This is a genomic window from Nonomuraea sp. JJY05 (assembly GCF_043496855.1).
Lineage (GTDB): Bacteria > Actinomycetota > Actinomycetes > Streptosporangiales > Streptosporangiaceae > Nonomuraea.
On the sequence record NZ_JBIEIS010000032.1, the window covers coordinates 1 to 21,358 of the forward strand.

General features: G+C 71.9%; 18 protein-coding genes. 9 read left to right on the top strand and 9 right to left on the bottom strand.

The features are described from left to right. Both ACFKCF_RS39715 and ACFKCF_RS39720 read left to right on the top strand, forming a co-directional pair. Positions 1 to 229, top strand: a 229-nt coding sequence (locus ACFKCF_RS39715) for a TCP-1/cpn60 chaperonin family protein (RefSeq protein WP_394500474.1), incomplete at its 5' end; no start/stop codon positions are given. A gap of 145 nt (positions 230 to 374) precedes the next feature. After that, positions 375 to 632, top strand: coding sequence for a hypothetical protein (locus ACFKCF_RS39720; RefSeq protein ID WP_394500475.1), 258 nt, complete (start codon positions 375 to 377; stop codon positions 630 to 632). A gap of 175 nt (positions 633 to 807) precedes the next feature. On the opposite strand, the gene ACFKCF_RS39725 is transcribed toward ACFKCF_RS39720, so the two are convergent. Beyond that, entirely contained in the window at positions 808 to 1,338 is a 531-nt protein-coding gene (locus ACFKCF_RS39725; RefSeq protein WP_366326714.1) for a YbhB/YbcL family Raf kinase inhibitor-like protein, read from the bottom strand. Between the two features lie 85 nt (positions 1,339 to 1,423). After that, entirely contained in the window at positions 1,424 to 3,424 is a 2,001-nt protein-coding gene (locus tag ACFKCF_RS39730; protein WP_394500476.1) for a HelD family protein, read from the bottom strand. A gap of 449 nt (positions 3,425 to 3,873) precedes the next feature. On the opposite strand from ACFKCF_RS39730, the gene ACFKCF_RS39735 reads away from it, so the two are divergent. After that, positions 3,874 to 4,209: a hypothetical protein gene (locus ACFKCF_RS39735; protein ID WP_394500477.1), complete on the top strand. Its 336-nt coding sequence runs from the start codon at positions 3,874 to 3,876 to the stop codon at positions 4,207 to 4,209. 218 nt (positions 4,210 to 4,427) lie between these two features. Here the strand turns inward: ACFKCF_RS39735 and ACFKCF_RS39740 are convergent, their stop codons facing one another. From ACFKCF_RS39740 to ACFKCF_RS39750, 3 genes are all read right to left on the bottom strand, one after another. Beyond that, positions 4,428 to 6,074: a DNA repair helicase XPB gene (locus ACFKCF_RS39740; protein WP_394500478.1), complete on the bottom strand. Its 1,647-nt coding sequence runs from the start codon at positions 6,072 to 6,074 to the stop codon at positions 4,428 to 4,430. A 136-nt stretch (positions 6,075 to 6,210) separates the two neighbouring features. After that, the gene (locus tag ACFKCF_RS39745; protein WP_394500479.1) at positions 6,211 to 6,570 is read right to left on the bottom strand and encodes a hypothetical protein; all 360 of its coding nucleotides are present in this window, start codon (positions 6,568 to 6,570) and stop codon (positions 6,211 to 6,213) included. Between the two features lie 92 nt (positions 6,571 to 6,662). After that, the gene (locus ACFKCF_RS39750; protein WP_394500480.1) at positions 6,663 to 8,141 is read right to left on the bottom strand and encodes an AMP-binding protein; all 1,479 of its coding nucleotides are present in this window, start codon (positions 8,139 to 8,141) and stop codon (positions 6,663 to 6,665) included. A 351-nt stretch (positions 8,142 to 8,492) separates the two neighbouring features. On the opposite strand from ACFKCF_RS39750, the gene ACFKCF_RS39755 reads away from it, so the two are divergent. Continuing rightward, positions 8,493 to 9,920 (top strand): hypothetical protein, encoded by a 1,428-nt coding sequence (locus tag ACFKCF_RS39755; protein ID WP_394500481.1) that lies wholly within the window; start codon positions 8,493 to 8,495, stop codon positions 9,918 to 9,920. A 171-nt stretch (positions 9,921 to 10,091) separates the two neighbouring features. Here the strand turns inward: ACFKCF_RS39755 and ACFKCF_RS39760 are convergent, their stop codons facing one another. After that, positions 10,092 to 12,521 (bottom strand): helicase-associated domain-containing protein, encoded by a 2,430-nt coding sequence (locus ACFKCF_RS39760; protein WP_394500482.1) that lies wholly within the window; start codon positions 12,519 to 12,521, stop codon positions 10,092 to 10,094. 45 nt (positions 12,522 to 12,566) lie between these two features. Here ACFKCF_RS39760 and ACFKCF_RS39765 point away from each other — a divergent pair, with 45 nt between their 5' ends. Next, positions 12,567 to 13,511: a PT domain-containing protein gene (locus ACFKCF_RS39765; protein ID WP_394500483.1), complete on the top strand. Its 945-nt coding sequence runs from the start codon at positions 12,567 to 12,569 to the stop codon at positions 13,509 to 13,511. On the opposite strand, the gene ACFKCF_RS39770 is transcribed toward ACFKCF_RS39765, so the two are convergent. Next, positions 13,504 to 14,121, bottom strand: a complete 618-nt coding sequence (locus tag ACFKCF_RS39770; protein ID WP_394500484.1) for a TetR/AcrR family transcriptional regulator — start codon at positions 14,119 to 14,121, stop codon at positions 13,504 to 13,506. The two genes, ACFKCF_RS39765 and ACFKCF_RS39770, sit on opposite strands and share 8 nt — an antisense overlap. A 56-nt stretch (positions 14,122 to 14,177) precedes the next feature. Next, positions 14,178 to 14,573, bottom strand: a complete 396-nt coding sequence (locus ACFKCF_RS39775; protein WP_394500485.1) for a hypothetical protein — start codon at positions 14,571 to 14,573, stop codon at positions 14,178 to 14,180. Between the two features lie 101 nt (positions 14,574 to 14,674). Here ACFKCF_RS39775 and ACFKCF_RS39780 point away from each other — a divergent pair, with 101 nt between their 5' ends. Together ACFKCF_RS39780 and ACFKCF_RS39785 are read left to right on the top strand one after the other, a co-directional pair. Further along, positions 14,675 to 15,295 carry an HAD family hydrolase gene (locus ACFKCF_RS39780; protein WP_394500486.1) on the top strand — a complete coding sequence of 207 codons (621 nt, stop codon included), beginning with the start codon at positions 14,675 to 14,677 and terminating at the stop codon, positions 15,293 to 15,295. Positions 15,296 to 15,384: 89 nt separating this feature from the next. Beyond that, entirely contained in the window at positions 15,385 to 15,780 is a 396-nt protein-coding gene (locus ACFKCF_RS39785) for a cold-shock protein (protein WP_185068960.1), read from the top strand. 11 nt (positions 15,781 to 15,791) lie between these two features. On the opposite strand, the gene ACFKCF_RS39790 is transcribed toward ACFKCF_RS39785, so the two are convergent. Then, complete coding sequence (locus ACFKCF_RS39790) at positions 15,792 to 17,306, bottom strand: MFS transporter (RefSeq protein WP_394500487.1); 1,515 nt, start codon at positions 17,304 to 17,306, stop codon at positions 15,792 to 15,794. Positions 17,307 to 17,431: 125 nt separating this feature from the next. On the opposite strand from ACFKCF_RS39790, the gene ACFKCF_RS39795 reads away from it, so the two are divergent. Further along, positions 17,432 to 18,229, top strand: a complete 798-nt coding sequence (locus ACFKCF_RS39795) for a DUF3027 domain-containing protein (protein WP_394500488.1) — start codon at positions 17,432 to 17,434, stop codon at positions 18,227 to 18,229. Between the two features lie 56 nt (positions 18,230 to 18,285). Further along, positions 18,286 to 21,318 (top strand): sacsin N-terminal ATP-binding-like domain-containing protein, encoded by a 3,033-nt coding sequence (locus ACFKCF_RS39800; protein WP_394500489.1) that lies wholly within the window; start codon positions 18,286 to 18,288, stop codon positions 21,316 to 21,318. Positions 21,319 to 21,358: the final 40 nt, after the last annotated feature.

The window sequence follows — 21,358 nt, forward strand, 5'->3', positions numbered from 1 at the left end:
GCGCGTTCGCAACCTCACCCCGGGTGAGGGCCTGAACGCCGCTTCCGGCGAGTACGTCAACATGTTCGAGGCGGGCATCCTCGACCCGGCCAAGGTGACGCGCTCGGCGCTGCAGAACGCCGCTTCCATCGCGGCGCTCTTCCTCACCACCGAGGCCGTCATCGCCGAGAAGCCCGAGAAGAACGCTGCTGCTCCGGCCATGCCGGGTGGCGGCGACATGGACTTCTAGGTCTTTTCTTCGCCGTTCATAACAAGAGCGGCCCGGTTTTCCGGGCCGCTCTTGTTTTCGTTTATCAGCCATTACGTTTCATAATTGATCCGCTACTCCGAGTGAGGAAAGGTGGTGATCACACACCTCAACGAAGGAGTAGAGGATGCTTTCGCGCTGCAAGCGTATTTTCGGCATCGCCATTTTGGGCGTGGCCGCCGCGACCGCCGTCGCCGTCCCTGCCCATGCGTACGTGTCCAACACCCCGACCATCGCCAGTCAGATTCCCTACCAGCTCCTGAGCGTGGTGCGGGCGCCACTCTGCATGACCACGGGGACGCTGGCCGGCGACACCAAGCTGGGAATCCCGCTCGTAGAGCAGCTGCTGCCGCAGCTCGCGGACTCTTGCGCCGCGATGAGCTGACGCCTGGCGCGCTCTCGGTCTCTCGGACGCCCCGCCCTCCGCGGCGGGGCGTCTCCCTTTTCCGGCCCGCCGCGACGGGTGGGTCGTCCTTCTTTCCGGCCCGCCGCAACGGGCTTGGGCTGCCTTTCCGGCCCGCCGCACCGCCCCCTGGAGGGCGGTGCGGCGGCGGGCGCGGTCAGGTGCTGTAGGTCGGGACGATGTGGCCGCGGGCCAGGGTGTTGGCGGTGATGTTGAAGCCCACCACCGCCGGGCTGGCGTCGCTGTCCACGCCCAGCTTGTCGACCCCCAGAGCATGCACCGTGAAGACGTAGCGGTGCGGGGTGCCGGGGGGCGGGGCCGCGCCGCCGTACTCCTTGGTGCCGTAGTCGTTGCGGGCGTGGACCGCCTCCGCGGGCAGGCCCTTGAACTCCGGGCCGGTGCCCGCGCCCGCCGGCAGCTCCGTCACCGAGGCCGGGAGGTCGAACAGCACCCAGTGCCAGAAGCCGCTGCCCGTGGGGGCGTCGGGGTCGTAGCAGGTGACGGCGTAGCTGCGGGTCTCGGCGGGCGCGCCTGACCAGCGGAGGCGAGGCGACTGGTTACCGCCCTTCATGCCCCAGTCGTTGAAGACGTGGAGGTCGTTCAGCCGCTCGCCGTCCTGGATGTCGTCGCTCTCGACCACGAGTGCGGGAACCGACGGCAGGTGTTCATGTGGAAGCGGTGCTGGCACGGCATCCTCCTAGGTTGAGAGCTCCTTGCTCAGCCATCCTAGAAGCGGCCGCGCCCGCCGACGATCAGCCGCCGGGTCCCGCCGTTCAGGTCGTGAGCTCGGCCGGCAGCGGCTTGTCGTGCAGGACCGTCAGGGACGTCACCGCGCGGGTCAGCACCACGTACAGCCTGGCCAGGCCCCTGGGTTCGGCCGCGACGATGTCCGCGGGCTCCACGACGATGACGTGGTCGTACTCCAGACCCTTGGCCAGGGTCGCGGGCACGATCAGGAGGCGGTGCTCCTCGTCCGAGTCGGGGCCGAGCACGGCGTGGGGGAAGTCGGCCAGTGCGCGGGAGACGTCGGCGACCAGGGCGTCCGGGGCAATGACGCCGATGGAGCCCTCCCTGGTGAGGACCTCCGCGGCGGCCTGGGCGATCGAGCCGCCGGGGCGTACCGCGAGTGAGCCGAGGCCGGCGCGCAGCGACCGCGGCGCGGCCAGCTCGGGGGCGATGGAGGGGAGCAGCCGGGCGGCGTAGTCGAGGACCTCCCGCGGCACGCGGAAGCCGAGCGTCAGCTCCGTCACCTCGCCCTCGCGCTGGCCCAGGTGCTGGAGCACCGACTCCCACGAGCTGGTCGACCACGGTGTCGTGCCCTGGGCCAGGTCGCCCAGGACGGTGGCCGAGCCGTTGCGGCAGCGGCGGCCGAGCGCTCGCAGCTGCATCTCGGAGAGGTCCTGGGCCTCGTCCACCACGAGGTGGCCCAGGGAAGGGGTGCGCTCCATGAGGTCGCGGAGCTCGTCCAGGAGCGCGGCGTCCGCGGCGGACCATTTCGCGGACTTCCAGCTCCGGTACGGCTTCCGCCAGATGAGCATTTCTTGCTCATCAGGCGACAAATCGGATTTAGCGGCCTTTGCAAGGAATTCCGGGTCGGAGAGGAGGCGATAAAGGACTTGCTCCGGCGTTAGTTTGGGCCAGACCGTATCGACGAGCTGTTTCACCGGTTTCGACCTGGCCACGGCGTCCTGCACCCGGTCGTCGGGCGATTCGCCGCGCTGCTCCATTCGCACCAGCACCATGTGGGCCAGCCGCTGCGCGAGCGCCGCCCGGCCCGGGTTGTATCGCGTGGTACCGCGCAAGGAGGCCACGATCTCGCGTACCTCGTAGTCCGCCACCCGGTAGCGGTAGGCGCCCTTGGAGAACACCACGCCGTCCTCGGGCTTGACGATGTGCAGCCAGAGCGCGCGTTCGAGCACCGCCGCCATCCTGGCATCGCCCTTCACCGCCGACACCATCGGGTCCTCGTCGGCGGCGTGCTCGCCGAGCAGCCCGGCCACCGTGGTCTGGTCGACCTTGACCTCGCCGAGCGCGGGGAGCACCGAGGAGATGTACGACAGGAAGGCCCGGTTCGGGCCGACGATCATCACGCCCGCCCTGGCGAGCCGCTCGCGGTGGGTGTACAGGAGGTAGGCGGCCCGGTGCAGGCCCACGGCGGTCTTCCCGGTGCCGGGGGCACCCTGGACGCACACCGTCTGGGCCAGGGTGGAGCGGACGATCTCGTCCTGGTCCGGCTGGATGGTGGCGACGATGTCACGCATGGGGCCGGTGCGCGGGCGCTCGATCTCCTCGGTGAGGATCTTCGACGGGCCGATCTCGCCGCCCTCGCCCAGCGGCTCGTCCTCGAACGCGGTCAGCGCGCCGCCGTGGTATCCGAAGCGGCGCCTCCGTACGACTCCCATGGGGTTGGCGGGGCTGGCCTGGTAGAACGCCTGGGACACCGGCGCGCGCCAGTCGATGACCAGCGGCTTGCTGCCGCCGTCGTGCACGTGGCGGCGGCCGACGTAGATGGTGCCGGGGAGGTCGTCGCCCGCCATCCGGTCGAGGCGGCCGAAGAACAGCGGGGTGTCGGGGTGGTCGGCCAGCGCGGCCACGCGCTGGTCGAGGAGGGACTGGAGGATCTGCTGCGACACCCAGTCGCCCGCCGCGTCCGCGGACAGCGACTGGGCGTGGGCGCGCATCGCCTTGAGCGCGGCCCTGGACCCGGCCAGGTGCGCCTGCTCGGAGGACAGCACGTCAGAGGGTATGTCGGGGGCCAACTGGTGTCCGGGCATGCGAAAGCGCCTCCCTGGGTCGGGAACGATGGTGGTAAAGGCAGCGAATCGGCCAGTCTAGCGGCGACGTCGGGCGGCCTCCAAAGCATTTACCCACCGACCACCCACGCGCCGCGGCGCCCTCCCGCCGTCGTCGGCGCGGCTCCCCGGGGGTCGGCACCGCGGCGAGTCGGGCGAGCGTTCCGCAGGGGAGAGGGGTGGGGTGTTGATCGGCGCGGCTGCTCGCCCGGCTCCTCAGCGACTCCCCGGGCCGGTAGCGCGGCGAGCCGGGCGAGCGATGCTCGATCGGACGGGGCGGCGTTGCCGGGCGGGTGAGCGCTTCGGTGGGTGACGGGTGGGGCCGGTGATCGCCGAGCCGTGCCGGTGGGTCCGAGCGCGGTGTGGGGTTGCTGATCGGTGCGCGAGGGTGGCGGTGAGTAGCGGTCTTCGGGGAGGGGTAAGGACAGGTGATGGCGCGGATTCAGCTGCGTTTTTCGCCGATCATTCCCACGATCGCAAGCTTCCTGCTCGCCGCCCTCTGGGCGTTGTCCGTCTTCGCGGACTGGGGCCTGGAGGCGTTCTGCCAAGGCGGCGAGTCCGCTTCGACCTGCTCGCAGCATCTTGGTACGGTCTCCACCGTGTCGGGGCTGTTCGCCGCGCTCGCCGCCTGCTGCACGGCGGCCGCCTGGCTCATCCCGTGGTCCAGGCATGACCCGCGCACGTTCGGGCGGGTCATGGGCGCGGGAGTGGCCGCCTGGATCGTCGCGGAGGGGGTGCTGTTCCTCGGCGGTCTGATGGCGCGTTAGGGCGCCCCCGCCGGCTCGAAGCTTCCCTTCGGTAACAACCTGGAAATACCGAAAAATTCGGGCATATCAGGTGCGTTTGTCGGATCATGGGGGTATGTCGCAGGCGGCGTGATAGTACGCAGGTGAGGGGGGTGGTTCGATTGTCTTCGGCCCGCGGAGTCTCGTGGACGTGACACCACGCTGAACATGCCTGGCCGCTCACGACGAGCGGCCGGGCATCACACTCCGCCGAGCACGTCGTCGGCGTCGATGATCTGGTACGCGTACCCCTGCTCGGCCAGGAACCGCTGCCGGTGCGCGGCGAACTCCTGGTCCACCGTGTCCCTGCTGACCACCGTGTAGAACCGGGCGCCCCCGCCGTCGGCCTTGGGCCGCAGCACCCGGCCGAGCCGCTGGGCCTCCTCCTGGCGTGAGCCGAACGTGCCCGACACCTGGATCGCGATCGCGGCCTCCGGCAGGTCGATGGAGAAGTTGGCCACCTTCGACACCACCAGCACCTGGATCTCCTTGTCGCGGAAGGCCTGGTAGAGCCGCTCCCGCTCCTTGATCCTGGTCTCGCCCTTGATGACCGGCGCGTTGAGGTGCTCGCCGAGCTCGTCGAGCTGGTCGATGTACTGGCCGATGACCAGCACCTGCTCGCCCAGGTGGCGGCGGACCAGCGCCTCGGTGACGTGGGTCTTGGACGGCGTGGTGGCGCAGAAGCGGTAGCGCTCCTCGGACTCGGCCATCGCGTACGCCAGCCGCTCCTCGTCCGTCAGCGTGACCCGCACCTCCACGCAGTCGGCGGGCGCGATCCAGCCCTGGTTCTCCATCTCCTTCCAGGGCGCGTCGTAGCGCTTGGGGCCGATCAGCGAGAACACGTCGCCCTCGCGCCCGTCCTCGCGCACCAGCGTCGCGGTCAGCCCCACGCGCCTGCGGGCCTGCAGGTCGGCGGTCATCCGGAAGATCGGCGCGGGCAGCAGGTGCACCTCGTCGTAGACGATCAGGCCCCAGTCGCGGGCGTCGAACAGCTCCAGGTGCGAGTAGACGCCCTTCCGCCTGGTGGTCATCACCTGGTACGTGGCGATGGTGACCGGGCGGATCTCCTTCTTCGAGCCGGAGTATTCGCCGATCTCGTCCTCGGTCAGCGAGGTGCGCTTGATCAGCTCGGTCTTCCACTGGTGGGCCGAGACCGTGTTCGTCACCAGGATGAGCGTGGTCGCCTGCGCGTGCGCCATGGCGGCCGCGCCGACGATGGTCTTGCCCGCGCCACAGGGCAGCACGACCACTCCGGAGCCGCCGTGCCAGAACGAGTCCGCCGCCTCCTGCTGGTACGGCCGCAGCGACCAGCCCTCCTGCTGCAGCTCGATCGGGTGGTGCTCGCCGTCCACGTAGCCGGCCAGGTCCTCAGCCGGCCAGCCGAGCTTGAGCAGGGCCTGCTTGACGTTGCCGCGGTCGCTCGGGTGGACGATGACGGAGTCGGCGCCGAGCCGCTCGCCCAGCATCGGCTGGATCTTCTTGGAGCGCAGCACCTCCTCCAGCACCGCCCGGTCGGTGGAGGTCAGGACCAGGCCGTTGACCGGGTCCTTCTCCAGCCGCAGCCGGCCGTACCTGGCCATGGTCTCGGCGATGTCCACGAGCAGGGCGTGCGGCACGGGGTAGCGGCTGAAACTGATCAGCGCGTCGATGACCTGCTCGGCGTCGTGTCCGGCGGCGCGGGCGTTCCACAGGGCCAGGGGGGTGACGCGGTAGGTGTGCACGTGTTCGGGAGCTCGCTCGAGCTCGGCGAACGGCGCGATCGCCTTACGGCAGTCGTCGGCTCGTTCGTGGTCGACCTCGAGCAGCAGTGTCTTGTCCGACTGGACGATCAGCGGTCCATCGCTCACTGGCTTTTCTCCGTGGGGTTCCGTACGGGGCCTCGCGCAACAGGACCATCGTCTCCCGATCCTGGCTCTCCCGCTCCGAGACTCCAACAACCCGCGGGCCCGGATTAGTCCTCAGGCGGGCCAAGAGCCGCGGCCGTCAGTCCTCGAGATAGCCGGCGAGGCCCAGGAAGAGGAAGAGGCCGAGGCCGAGCACGAAGCCGAGCCCGAACATGATCCAGCTCCAGATCAGCATCGTACGGGCGGTCCGCGGCTCCGTGCGGGCCTTGCTGAGCGCCAGGCCGGCCAGGATCGCGCCGGGCAGGCCCAGGACGTTGCAGCACGACAGGAGCGCGAGGAGGTTGAGCACCAGGGAGACGATCGCGTTGGCGCTGGGCCCGTCGTCGCGCCGCGGCGGGGGATAGCCGTAACCGTAGCCGTACTGCGGCGGCGGCTGCTGCTCGCCGTAGGGGGCGCCGTAGGGCTGGTACGGGTAGCCCGACGGATCTTCCTGGTTCATGTTCACCTCCAGACACGTCAACACTTATCACGGAAAGGAAGCGCGCCTGACCGCGCTGTGAGATCTCACCACGGATCGCCGGCTCAGGGCGGTCAGTCGAGCCGGGCCCGCAGCGCCTTGCGGTCGAGTTTGAGCACGCTCGTCACCGGCACCGAGTCCACGAACCTCACCTCGCGCGGATACTTCACCCGCCCCACCCGCTCGCGAGCCCACTCGATCAGCTCCTCGGCCGTCACCGTCGCGTCCTGCCTGAGCTGGACGAACGCCACGACCTCCTCGCCGATCCGCGGCTCCGGGCGGCCCACGACGCCCGAGACCACCACGTCGGGGTGGCGGTTGAGGGCGTCCTCGACGTCGCGGGGGAACACGTTGAAGCCGCCCCGGATGATCAGGTCCTTCTTCCGGTCCACCACATAGAGGTAACCGTCGTCGTCCACGCAGCCGATGTCGCCGGTGCGCAGCTCGCCTCCGATCAGCGCGGTGCCCTCGGGGTCGGGGTCGTGCTCGCCCCAGTAGCCGAGCATCAGCGCGTCGCCCGAGACGCAGATCTCGCCGACGTCCCCGGTCTCCAGCTCCTCGCCCTCGCCGTCGCGGATGGTGATCGTGTAGCCGGGCAGCGGGAGCCCGACGCTGCCGGCCTTGCGCCTGCCCGGCGGGTTGAACGTGGTGACCGCGCTGGTCTCGGTCAGGCCGTACCCCTCGAGGACCTGCACGCCCGGCACCCTGCGCTCGAACTCCTCCAGCACGTCCCTGCCGAGCGGTGCCGCGCCGCAGGTGAGGAAGGACAGGTCGGGCAGCGGGTGGGATTCGAGGGGCTCGGCGAGGAGCAGCCGGATCATGGAGGGTACGACGGTGCCGTACTGGACGTGCTGCTCGGCGGCCAGCGCGAGGAACGCCTTCGGCTCGAACCGGCGCATCAGCACCGTCTGCTGCGGCTCCGTGGCGTGCATCCAGGCGACCGAGATGATCAGCCCGTACGCGTGCGAGAGCGGCACGGGCACCAAAGCACGATTTTTCCCTTCTTGGTGGGACGTGTCCCAGACGTCCTTCGCCACCTGCCATAGGCCACCGTGGCTCAGCATGACGCCCTTGGCCCGGCCCGTGGTGCCGCCGGTGTACATGAGCGCCGCCAGGTCGCCGGGGTCCCTGGTCACCGGGCCGCGTTCGGGTGCCCGTTCCAGGTCGGCCGTGTCAACATAAATCGGGATATCGACGGCGGTGGCCCGTACCGTCTCCACCAGCTCGGGCGAGGTGACGACCGCGGACGCGCCGCTGTCGAGCAGGATGTGCCGCAGCTCATCGGCGCCCACCAGGAACACCACCGGAGTGACCACCGCACCCGCCGCCCACAGTGCCTGGTAGATCAGCGGCACCTCGGGCGAGTTCGCCATCATCACGACGACACGGTCGCCGGGCCCGATCCCGCCCTCGGCGAACCCGCCGCACATCCGGCGCGCCCGCTCGGCGAGCGCGTGGCTGCGGTGCCAGACGCCCTCGTAGAACGTCGCGTCGTGATCGTCGAAGCGGCCCCAGGACTCCTCGGCCAACAGGCCCAGCGTTTGCTCCGTCACATGCCCAACCTGATGCGATCGTGGTCACGCCGTCAACCCTTGACTAGTCCTGATGGATGGGGCCCGGTTGACTGGTAAATGACAACATATCTCCCTATATGGTCGTTCGTGTTTTCTTGTTGGCCTAGATCGTGTAATGGTGGAAGATCTAGGGGCCATGGGGCCTGCCGAGGCAAGGGAAGTCATGATCGACATGTCCGCGTCAAGCGGCCCCGAACGCGAACGTCACGCGAAAGACCAGGTCAGGGTGGCTTTGGTGACGCTCCGCAAGCTCTTCGTAGTAAAAGAAGAAACTTGTTAGGCGTGGTTATTTTCTGTAGAAAACTTTCCAGTCAACCCTGAGGTGAATTCGTGACCGAAACGCCTGAATCGGGCGAGATCGACCTCGATGACATAACGCTCGGCCAGAGCTTCTTAACGGTGTACGAGTACCTGCGGCCGTTCGCCGCGCCGGTCACCAGGGACCTGAAGAGACGGGACGCCGACGCGCTCCTGCGCTCCTACCTGGAGCCCGGCTGCTTCCCCGAGGCCGTGCGCCGGCTCAGCGTCCGCCATCTGCTCGTCCTCGTGGGCGAGGAGGAGACCGGCAAACGACTGGGCGCCATCGCCCTGCTCTCCCGGATGTCCCTGGCCGAGAGCACGATCACCGTGCTGTCGCCCGCCGGCAGCGCCGCCGACCTGCTGTCCAGGACCGAGTACGAGCCGGGGCGGGCGTACCTGCTGCACGACTGGATCGCCGAGAGCACCGACCGGATCGAGCTGGTCAACCTGGCGCGCAAGCTGGCCGAGCTGGGCTCGTACCTGGTCATCACCAGGAACGGCACCCCCTCCCAGGCGGTCGAGGTGGAGCAGCCGTGGAGCGCGCCGGAGCCGGGGGAGCTGTTCGACCTGTGCCTCAGGGCGTACGGCCTGCGCCCGGGTCACAGTCCCGAGGAGCTCACCCGGGCCAGGGACCTGGCGCTGACCCTGCCGACGCCGGCCGAGGTCGTGCGCCTGGCCGGACGGCTGGTGGGCGACGACGAGCCCTCGGGGGAGGAGGTGGCGGCCTGGTTCGACACCAAGCCGCTGCTGCACGAGGTGCGGGAGGTGGCCGCGCTCGCGTTCCTGGACGGGGTGGACGGGCCGGTGTTCGAGCGGCAGTTCGCCAGGCTTGAGCGGATCTGCCAGGCGCAGGAGCGGCGGGTGCCGCGCGTGTCCCATCCGCTGGTCGCCCATGAGGAGGGCCGCGTCGCGTTCCGGGTGCCGCGGCATCGCGGGCAAGTGCTGGCGGAGCTGGCCGGGCGGTACGGGTTCTGGCTGTGGCAGCCGCTGCGCGAATGGGTCCGGTCGCTGGCCTTCGAGGGGGCCGACGTCCGGACGCGAGCCGCGGAGGGGGTGGCGTTGCTGGCGGCGTACTCGCTGAAGGACGCCCAGCTGGAGTTCCTGGACGTGTGGGCGCGGGGCGGTAACGCGGAGCGGCTGGCGGCGGGGGACGCGCTGTCGTACATGTGCGCCGACGACACGCTCGCCCCCGAAGCGCTCAGGGTCGCGCTGGCCTGGGCGGCCGATCCTCTGGACCCGCGCGCCGCGGCGGCGGCCGTGGCGCTGGGCTGCGGGCTGTCCGTCCGGTATCCGGCCGACGCGGTGTGGCACTTGCGGCGGCTGGGATCCGGCGACGGGCCCTCGGCGGGTGTGGCGGGGCGGGTGTTGGCGCTGCTGGCCGAGCACACGCGCCGGTGCCACGACGGCCGGGCGCGCACGGTCGCCGCGCCGGCCGCGACCCTCGCCTCGGACGCCTGACCCGGCCCCGATGACGCTCGCCGGGGCCGCGGGACCCCGGCGAGCCCCCAACACAGCGGGACCCCGCGCACCGAGCCCCGCGCGCCGAGGCCCCGCGCGCCGAGGCCCCGCGCGCCGAGGCCCCGCGCGCCGAGGCCCGCAACGGGGACTCAGTGCGGCGGTGCCGGGGGTTCAGAGGCCGGCGACGCCCGTGATGCGGTGGAGGGCGAAGCGGTGGACGGCGGCCCGGGTCTCGTCGTAGGCGGTCAGGTAGCCGCCCTCCATCCGAGCCGGCTCAAGGATGCGCGAGGTCGCGTTGCCCTGCGAGTCGAGGTACCCGATCCACACGCGTACCCCCTGCTTGATCGCCTCCTGCAGGGCCGAGATCGTGGCCGTCGCGGGCCCGCGCGGCACCTGCCCGCCCGGGGCGTCGACGGGCTCGCGCCGCGCCAGGTGCGCCGCGTCACCGGCCCGCAGCGCGCGCACGGCCGCCACCGCCACCTCCGGGTCCAGGCCGTTGGGCGACGCCACGGCGCGGACCGGGGCCAGCCCTTCGGTACGGCGGCTGTCGAGCTGCGAGATGATCACATCGCCGTCGAGCGACTCGGCGACGGGCGCGTACCCCATGGCACGCAGCGAGTCGACCAGCGCCGCCCTGGACGAGCGGGAGGCGATCACGGTGGGGGCCAGCCTGCGCAGCCGCAGCGCGGCGGAGCGCCGGTCGGCGGTGATCTGATCGAGCAGCGCCGGATCGTCGCAGCGGATGTACGCGCTGGCGGTGCCCACCCGGATGCGGCCGTGGCGCCTGGCCACGTCGGTCACCAGGTACGACAGCGCCTGCGGCACCGGCGTGGCCGAGTGGCGGGACAGCATCGACACCAGCTCCTCGCCCCCGTGCCCCGCGTCGAGCGCCCGCCGGATCGAGCTCTCGCTGAACCGGTAGACGGTGGCCCCGCCCTTCGACTCCACGTCGGCGGTGAGCGTCATCCAGCGGTTGAGCTCGCTCGTCAGCGGCCCCGGCGCGACGGCGGTGAGATCGGCCTGGAGCAGTACGTGGTCGACGGGCTCCGGCAGCAGCGGCGCGAGCACCTCCGCGGGATTGCCGCCTTCCAGCAGCGCCCGCCCGTGCGCCGACAGCGCGCCCAGCCCCGTCACGCCGACCTGCTCGGCCTCCCGCAACGCGAACTCGGTGAGCTGCTCGCGCAGCGGCCCGCGGCGGCGCGGCTGCTCCCACGCCAGCCGTTCGAGCACCGAGTCGCGCGCCGGCGCGAGGCCGGGCGCGGCGGCGAGCACGCCCATCGTGGCCGCCCTGACCCCGGGAGCGGAGGAGCGGCGCAGGTCGGTGTGCAGGGCGTTGAGCGGCCTGTCACGATCGTCACTGCGTTTGATGGTCGCGCCCGCTTCGCCACTCGTTGGCATCGCTCCGCCCGCTCTCTCCTGGCGAGCTCCTGCGCTCCGGTCACCCACCAGGCCCGGCACTCGGTCCATGTGCAGCCACGTGAGCGCGAGGGTGACCCACCGGTCGGCGGTCGCCCTGACCCGCCAGAGGTCATAGCCGGAGGTCGGCAGCCACTCGCCGTCCACGCCGCCGCCCGCCGCGATCAGCCCGGCCGCGTGCGCCACCTCGATGACCAGGGCCGCCGCCCACTCGGGCAGGTCCAGCTCGCCCGCCGTGCGCTTCAGGTCGCGCACGCCCAGGCCGCCGGTACGCAGCACGCCGGGCGGCTCGACGCTCCACCGCTCGCACAGCTCCTCCACCGACCTGACGAACGTGAACGCCTGCCCGGCCGCCGTACGGTCGGCCAGCTTCCGGTCGCGCGCCGTCCCCTCGAGCGGCGGCGGGAGGGCCAGCAGGCCGCGGTGCACCCGGCCGCCACGCAGGTAGAGGCCGACCTCGCGCGGCAGAGTCACGCTCTCCTCGCCGATGGCCGCCAGCAGCCCTCTGGCCAGCAGCTCCTCGATGGGCGAACGGGCGGAGGCCAGGCTCACCTCGCGCCTGGCGTTGGGCACGCGCCCGGTCGGCGGCCCCCAGGCGAGCTGGTCGAGCGCGCCCCTGGCCTCGGGCGAGACGGACTCGACCAGGGCGGCGGGCTGCGCCAGCGCGGCCGCCAGCCGCTCCTTGCCCGAGCCCTCGGTGCCCGGCGCGACCTCGTCAGCCATCTCGTCGAGCTGCTCGGGTGCGTGATGTCGGAACGCGTCGACCGCCCTCGGCCCGAGCCCCGCCGGGTCCTCCAGCACCTTGCGCACGCCGGGCCCCAGATCGAGCCCGTCGTCGGGCCCGTAGACCAGCGCCAGCTCGAACAGCCTGTCCAGCGCGGCCGACAGCGCGGGCTCGGCGTCGCGCGGCCCGCTCTCCGCGTCGTCGCCGGCCAAGGCCGCGCCCACGAGCTCGCGCAGCCGCTCCTTGGGCATCGGCCCGTCCTGCACGGCCAGCGTCTCGACGACGGCCAGCGTGAAGCGGTCGAGCCGGTCGAGCACCCTGGCGATCGCCGACGGGCTGCCCGCCCGCGACGCCAGGCCTTCCAGATGCGCGGGCACCGGAGTGATCAGCTCGGGCCGCGCGGAGACGAGCGCCCGCAGCTGTTCGTCGGTGCGCCCCCTGATCCACTCCGTGAACTCCATCGTTGCCATGGTATGTCCCACCTGATTGGGGCAGCATTGCTTGACGTGATAGAGCGCGCGGACCAGCTCGTCCTGAACTACGTCTCGAAGGCGGCCGACGCCGCCCACGGCGTGCTCAGGGCCGACCAGCGGCTCGACTTCGCCAAGCGGCTGCGCGCCAGGATCGAGGCGGAGCGGCGCGGCAGCCAGAACGCGCGTGAGGTGTCGAAGGTGCTGGCCAGGTTCGGCGACCCGGTGGCGCTGGTGGAGCGCGAGGCGCGCCGGCTCGCCGAGGCGGGCGTCCCCACCATGCGAGCCGAGGCCGGCGTCCCCACCACGCGCGCCGCCGAGGAGGGTCCGCCGGCGCAGCCGTCCGGGGCCCCAAGCGCGACGCAGCCGTCCGGGGCCCGAAGCATGACCCAGCCGTCCGGGGGCCCAAGCACGGCGCAGCCGTCCGGGGACGAGCGCTCCACGCGGCGCTTCCCCACGATCGTGGACGACGCCGACGCGCCCCCGGGCGTCCAGACGTACCGGAGGATCGCCCAGGAGAGCCTCGGCAGGGGCCGTGGCCTGCCGTTCGCCGGGCTGCGCAGGGTGGCCATGTCCAGCGCGAACCCCATGGCGACCGGCGGCAGGGACGCCAGGACCCTGGTCAAGGAGCATCCGCGCGACGCCGCCGCGATGGTCATCCTCGTGGTGGCCGCGCTGCTGCTGCCGTTCGACCTGCCGCCGGTGGCGATCTTCGAGATCCCCGTGCTGGTGTGGGCGGCCGGGGCGGTGCTCGTGCTGTTCAGCGACACCTGGAGCCTGCGCGACAAGCTGCTCGGGATCGGGGCGCCGCTGCTCGGCTACTCGGTGGGCGGGGTGCTCGTCGGGGGTCTGCGGGTGGGGAGCGAGCCGGGGTTACAGGCGTTCTTCGCGCAGTTCTACAGCGTCAGCGGCACCATGTTCATGATCGGGACGGGGCTGGGCGTGGTGTGGCTGGCCTACCGGCTGCTCGACCTCAACTGACCGGCGCGGGGCTGGGCAGCAAGCCGACCGCCAGGCGTACCCACGCGGCGACGAACTGGTCCTTGTCCGCGTAGCCCGGCAGCTCGCCCACCGTCTCCTGGAAGAGCCGGTAGTGCACCACGGAGCCGCCCAGCACCACGGAGATGCCGGCCCAGTCGACCTCGATGTCCTGGTACTCGGGCTGCGCCCGGAACCAGGTGACGATCGCGTCGAACATGGGCTGCAGCAGCCCTTCCCGGACCACGGCGACCAGCTCGGGGAACTGGCTCAGGTCGCGGAAGAACACCCGCGTCAGCTCGGACTCCTCGCGGACCTTGGCCAGCCCGGCGCGGCACAGGTGGGACAGGCGCTCTTCCAGTGCCGCCGACGCCTCCATGCTGCTCAGCTCGGCCAGGCTCTCCGCCACCTGGCTCCTGGTGCGGGTGGCGTGCTCGTTGATCGCCGCGGCGAGCACCTCGTACTTGGACTTGAAGTGCCGGTAGAGCCCGCCGGCGCCGGGCGAGAGCCCTGAGGCGGCCTCGATCTCCGCCACGGAGGTGGCGGAGTAACCCCGCTCCGCGAACAGCCGCAGGGCCTCGTCGATGATCCGCGCACGGGTCGATCTGGTCATATCTATCCTGTTACCTCCGCCTTGAGGGTAGTCGCAGTATGTAGCGGGGACCGCACTTACTGAGCGGCGCGCCGGATCAGGCCCGCCAGCGCCGAGCCGATGATCAGCCAGACGATCGCGGCCAGGCCGTAGTTGACCAGCGCGGTCCAGCGCGGGTCGGCGAGCTGGAACAGGTTGGCCAGGCCCAGCGACAGCCGGCCGGCGAGCGACTCGACGAACTGGTACCAGACGTTGGCGGGGTTGGCCTTGAACACCGTGAAGACCGCGTACAGGATCACGACCAGCGCGGCCGTCCGCGAGGCGACCTTGACCAGATAGGCCAGGGCCGACACGGTCCGGCTCCAGACCGTCACGGGCGGGCCGCCGGGCCGGGCGGGTCTGTGCGGGCGCGGCGGGGCGGAGGAGGCGACGAGACGGTCTCCGGCGTGCGGCGGTTGGGGGGCGTTGGTCACGGCCGCTCCTCTCCGATAAGTAATTCCTTTCTTCCCATTCCCACGGTCCCACAACAAGAGGCCGTTACGCGGCGTAGAGCGGCGTTTGGCATCCTGCACATGTGACGACTTCCGTGGGATTCGACCTTGACATGACATTGGCGGACACGCGAGAGGGCATCGCGGCGGTTTACGACGAGCTGTCCATGCGTTTGGGAGTGCCCATTGACTCGGCGGCGGTGGTGAGCCGGCTGGGGCCGCCGCTGGAGGTGGAGCTGGCCAACTGGCTGCCCGCTGAGGAGGTCGCCGCGGCCGCCGACCTTTATAGGGAGATATATCCGCAAATAGGGGTGCCGGTGCACACGGCCATGGCGGGCGCGTACGACGCGATCGAGGCCGTACGCGCCGGTGGCGGCCGGGTGATCGTGGTGACCGGCAAGAACCTGCGTGACGCCATCGGCACGGTCAAGCTGCTCGGCCTCGCCGTGGACGAAGTGGTCGGTTCCGTTTTCGGTGCCGCGAAGGGATCGGCACTCGCGCGGTTCGGCGCGGCGGCTTATGTTGGTGACCATGTCGCGGACATCGAGGCGGCGCGCGCGGGCGGCGCCGTGAGCGTGGCGGTCGCGACCGGTCCTTACACGGCAGGAGAGCTGCGTGAACACGGAGCGGATGTGGCGCTGGCCAGCCTGACCGAATTCGCCACCTGGTTCGCAGGTTGGCGCAAGCATGATGAACTCCGGTAATTGCCCGGGATTTACCCGGTCGCCCTGGCGCGCTCCGGGGCATAACCTACATCCATCCATCTTTTCGACTGTTTGAACGAGGTCCTCCTGTGCCGAGTGGCAAGGTCAAGTGGTACGACGCCGACAAGGGTTTCGGCTTCCTCACCCGCGACGACGGCGGTGAGGTCTTCGTGCATTCCTCCGCGCTTCCCACAGGTGCGGCCCCGCTCAAGCCCGGCCAGAAGGTCGAGTTCGGCGTGGCAGAGGGGCGCCGGGGCCAGCAGGCGCTCTCGGTGCGGATCCTCGAGCAGCCGCCGACGCTGGCCAAGCCCAAGCCCAAGGCCAAGCGGAAGAAGCCGGACGAGATGGTCGTCATCGTCGAGGACCTGATCAAGCTGCTCGATGACGTCTCGACCTCCTACCAGCGGGGCAAGCACCCGGAGGCGGCCCACGCGAAGAAGATCGCGCAGGTGCTGAGGGCCGTCGCCGACGACCTCGACGCCTGAGACCTCCGGCGTCAGCTGTTCGGGTTGGTGAGCGGCTTGGTCGGGTCGAGCGTGTCGGTCAGCTGGAGGTCATGACCGCCCGCCTCGGCCCGCTCCCTGCGCAGCTTGTCGTCGGTCGCGCGTACGCGCCGCCGCCTAGCGACCAGCAGCCGGCCGAGCGTGGCCGTCAGCGCGACGGCCAGCGTGACCAGCCCGGCCACGCTGCTCTCCGACAGCGACAGCACCAGCCCGATCAGGCCGCCGAACACCCAGGCGAGCTGGAGCATCGCCTCGACCACGCCGAACGTGGACGAGCGCACCTCCTCGCCGATCTCCCGCTGCACGATCGCGTCGAGCGCCAGCTTGCCCAGCTCCTGCGCGAAGGCCGTGACCAGCGAGATGGCCAGCGCGGTCCACAGGCCGAAGAAGATCGCGGTCGCGATGCTGGTCACGACGGTCACGGCCAGCGTGACCAGCACGATGAGCTGCGGCGAGTGATTACGCGTCCAGTTGGCCACGGCGGCGCCGGCCAGGCCCCCCAGCCCGGCCGCGGCCGCCAGCAGCGCGATCGTCTTGGGGATGTCGAAGAACGGGTCCTGCAACTGCCCGGCGGCCAGCCAGGGCACCGCCTTGTCCTGGACCAGGAACAGCAGGAAGAACAGCAGGAACCCGGAGAAGACGCGCAGCGCCACGTTGGCCCAGACGGCCTCGGCCACCGCGGGGCCCACCTTGAGCAGGGTGCGCCAGCGCGGCGCGGCTCCCTCCTCCTCCAGGTCGGGCGAGTCGACGTGGCGCGGCAGCCGTACCGCGGCGACTCCCAGCAGCAGGAAGGCCACCATCGCGACGCGCAGCACTAGCGCGCTGCCCAGCCAGGCGGTCAGCCCGGCGCCGACCGGCACCGCGACCCCCGCGGACACCAACGTGAACAGTGCCACCCGCGCGTTCGCCGACACCAGCGTGATGTCCGCGGGCAGCACGCTCGGCATGATCGCGGCCCGCGACACGTTGTAGGCCTTCGACAGCACCAGCACGCCCAGCGCCCCGATGAACAGCGTGGGCAGGTCGCCGGGGCCCACCGCGGCCGCCATCGCGAAGCAGAGCAGCCCCCGCCCGAACAGCGTGCCCGCCATCACGTAGCGGCGCCCCGACCTGAACCGGTCGAGGATCGGCCCCACGAACGGCGCCAGCAGCCCGAACGGCAGCATCGTGATGACCAGGTAGAGGGCCACCGAGCCGCGGGCCTCGCCCACGGGCACGCCGAAGAACACCGTGCTCGCCAGCGCCACCGTGACCAGCGCGTCGCTCGCGCTGTTGCCCGCCGACAGCTCGATCAGGCGGCCGAGCCCGGTGCGGCCGGCGCCGTTGGCGTAGGTGAGGCGCCGGGTGGCTTTGCCGACCCTTCGCGCACCTTTTGCCGTGGCCTTGCTCGCCCTGGCCGTGCCGCCGGCCGTGGCCCTGCCCGCGCGCACGGTGGCGCGTCCCGCGTCGGCGGCCCCGCGTGCCACCCGCCGCGAGAAGTCGCGTGCCCGGCCCCAGCCTCCCTCCACGCCTACCAGTCTTACCTGATTCGTCCGCGATCTCGGTGCGGGATCCCCCGTTGTGGGACTCTCAGGTCCGCCCATGGGTGAGAATGAAGTGTGAGCGAACAGCACCTTTCGGCGGAGGGCGCCCGATGAGCCGCACCAGGGCCCGCGTCTCCGCTCCCGACCAGGCCTGTGTCGCCGCGGTCGATCTGGCGCGCAGCGCGGCCGAGGAGCTCGCGTGGCCGGGCGAGCCCGGCGAGCACCTCGGGTTCGAGAGCGAGGGCGACCGGATCGTCACCCACTACTTCGCCTGCCTCGACCGGGCATACCGCGGCTGGCGCTGGGCCGTCACCGTCACGCGTGCCTCGCGGGCCAAGAAGGTCACGGTCAGCGAGGCCGTCCTGCTGCCCGGCGCCGGGGCGCTGCTGGCGCCCGAGTGGCTGCCGTGGAGCGAGCGCCTGCGCCCCGGCGACCTCGGCGTGGGCGACCTGCTGCCGACCCCGGAAGACGACGACAGGCTCGTGCCGGGCTTCACCGAGACCGACGACGACAGCGACCATCAGGCGGTTTTCGAGTACGGCCTGGGCCGGGCCCGTGTGCTCTCGGCCATCGGCAAGGACCGGGCGGCCAGGCGCTGGCACTCGGGCGAGCACGGGCCGCACACGCCGATCGCACACGCCGCTCCCGCGCAGTGCTCCACCTGCGGCTTCTACTGGCCGCTGGCGGGTGGCTTGCGGCTGACGTTCGGGGTCTGCGCCAATGAGTACGCGCCCGACGACGGCAAGGTCGTCGCCGCCGACCACGGCTGCGGCGCCCACTCCGAGGCCGCCGTCCTGCCGCCCACCGTCGAGCAGGCCATGCCGATCCTCGACGACCTGGGCTACGACCTGATGGAGGAGACGGGCTCGGTCGACGAGTCGGCCTCCGAAGAACTCGGCCATTCCTGACAGAGCAGGCCGCTAACCTACGCGTGGCCGTTACCCCTCTACCAGGATCGTGATCGATGACCGACACCTATGGCACTGACCGGATGCGAGCCGCCGTCCTCTCCGCGTGGACGGCCTCGCCCGCGAGGTTCCGCGAAGACGCCAACGCCGAAGAGGACTTCGCGCTCGGCGGCTACCGGGACCGGCTGATCGTCGAGCTCGCCCAGAACGCCGCCGACGCGGCCTTGCGCGCGGGTGTGCCGGGGGTGCTGCGGCTGACGCTCAAGGGCGACGTGCTGACGGCCGCCAACACCGGCGCCCCGCTCGACGCGACCGGCGTGGAGGGCCTGTCGACGCTGCGCGTCTCCGGCAAACGCGACGAGGTGGGCGCGGCGGGGCGGTTCGGCGTCGGGTTCGCCGCGGTGGTCTCGGTCTGCGACGAGCCCGCCATCTGCTCGCGCGGCAGCGGCGCGGTCCGCTGGTCGCGCTCGAAGACCGCGGCCGCGGTGGCGGAGGTCCCCGCGCTCGCGGGCGAGCTGGCCGACCGTTCGGGGCACGTTCCGCTGCTCAGGCTGCCGTTCGACGCGCCGCCGCTCGACGTGCCCGAGGGTTTCGACACGGTCGTACGCCTGCCGCTGCGCGACGCGGCCTGCGTCGACGCGGTCCGGCGCATGCTCGCCGAGACCAGCCCGGCGCTGCTGCTCGGCATGCCCGCGCTGGAGGCCATCGAGGTCGACCTCGACGGGTCGGTCCGCACCGTGGCCGCCGACGGCTGGCACGTGGTCTCGGAGTCGGGGGAGTTCACGGCCGAGGAGGTGAGCCGGCTCTTCGCCGACCGGCCCACCGAGGAGCGTGCGCGCCCGTACTGGTCGCTGCGCTGGGCGGTGCCGCTCACCGGCACCGGCGAGCCCGGGCCGCTGCCGGCCGCCGTGCCACCGGTGGTGCACGCGCCGACGCCCAGCGACGAGCCGCTCGACCTGCCCGCGCTGCTGATCGCGTCGTTCCCGATGGCCACCGACCGGCGCCACTTCGCCAAGGGGCCGCTGGCCGACTTCCTGGTCGAGCGGGTGGCCGACGCCTACGTCCGCCTGCTCCAGGAGCTGCCGCGCACGCCCAAGCTCCTTGACCTGGTGCCGTCGCTGATGGGCAAGGGCGAGCTGGACGCCAGGATCCGCCGGGCCGTGCTGGCCAGGCTGCCCTCGACGCCGCTGCTGCCGGCGCTGTCCGCGCCCGCGCCCGCCGTGCAGACCCCGTCCTTCGCCGACGCGGAGGTCTACGAGCCCGACGCGCAGTGGCAGGTCGAGCACCCCGCCCGTGAGCCCGAGGGCGACGGGTGGGTGGTCGCGGGCCAGGAGGCGGCCGTGGTGGCCGCCGGCTCCGCCGAGCTGCTCGCGACGGTCGCCGACTTCGTGCCGGGGCTGCTGCCCGCCGGGTGGCCCGCCAGGCATGCGGCCATGGCCGCGCTGGGCGTGCGCAGAGTCGAGCTGGCCGACGTGATCGATCTGCTGTCCGGCGAGGCCGTGGAGGCGCGCGAGCCGTCGTGGTGGCGCTCGCTCTACGAGGTGCTGCCCGCCGACGATCCCGAGTCGCTGGGCGCCCTGCCGGTGCCGCTGTCCGACGGCCGGCTGGTGCGCGGGCCGCGCGGCACGCTGATCCTCACCGACGGCGGGGCCGAGCTGGACCTCAGCCCGCTGGGGCTGCGCATCGTGCACCCCGAGGCGGCCCACGCCGCGCTGCTCAGGCTGGGCGCGGCCGAGGCCACGCCCCGCACGATCCTCGAAGACCCGCTGACCAAGGCCGCCGTCTCGCAGTCGCTCGACAGCCCCGACCCGGAGCCGGTGGCGCGGGCCGTGCTGTCGCTGGTGGAGGCCTCGGCGCTGGCGCCCGGCGAGGCGCCGTGGCTGGCCGAGCTGGCCCTGCGCGGCACCGACGGCGAGCTCTACCCCGCAGGTGAGCTCATGCTGGCCGACGGGGCGCTGGCGGGGCTCCTGGAGCCCGGCACGCACCTCGGGGTGGCCGCCTCCGAGCTGGAGGAGCAATACGGCGCGCGGGTGCTGGCCGCGGCCGGGGTGCTCGACGGGTTCGCGACGGTCCACGAGGCGGACGTGCTGCTCGACCAGGACGACTGCGACCACGACCTCGACGGCGAGGACGACTGGCTCGACCACGTGCTCGACCTGCTGCCCGAGCTGGGCGTGCCGCCGATGGTGCCGGAGTTCCTGGCGGTGCGCGACCTGGAGCTGGTGGCCGACTGGCCGGCCGCCCTCGCGCTGCTGAGCCGCCCGCCGCTGCGGGCCGCCCTCCACCCGCTGCGGGTGGCCGGCGTGGAGGTGCCGTCCTACACGGCGTGGTGGCTGGCCAATCACCCGGTGCTCGACGGGCGCAAGCCGCTGGAGCTGCGGCTGCCCGGGGCCGACCCGCTGCTCCAGGGCCTCTACGCGGACGCGCCCGCGGGGCTCGACGAGGCGGCGCTGTCGATGCTCGGGGTGCGCACGACGCTGCCCGAGCTGCTCGCCTCCCACGGCGGCCCGGAGGAACTCCTGGACCTGATGGCCGACCCGGCGGTCGAGGTGGACCGCGCGCAGCTGCGCGCCCTGTGGATCGCGCTGGCGGGCGTGGACCCGTCCCGGGTGGCGCCGCCGTCCCGGCTCCGCGCCGTCCTGGCGGGCTCCATCGTGGTGGCCGCCGCGGACGACGCGGTGGTGGTGGAGGCGCCCGACCTGCTGCAGCTGGTGGCGGACCGGCCGCTGGTGCTGGCGCCGTACGACCTGGCGGAGTCGCTGTCCGAGCTGTTGGATCTGCCGCTGGCTGGGGAGCTGACCTCCGGGGAGGTCACCTCGCAGGGCCAGGTGCGCCCGGTGCCTTCGGAGGTGCAGGCGCTGCTGCCCACGGCGCCCACCAGCTACGTGGAGCACGAGAAGCTGCTGGTGGACGGGGTGGAGTGCACGTGGCGCTACTTCGAGGGCATGGTCCACTGCACGGGTCTCGACGGGCTCGCCCGCGGCCTGGCCTGGGCGACGGGCCAGTGGAACGACCGGCTGGCGGTGGCCGCGCTGCTGCGTGACCCGGAGTCGGTGCCCCTCCTGCTCGCCGAGTCCGACCTGTCCTGACCGCCGGTGGGGAGGCGCCCCCGTGGTGCCTCCCCCGGAG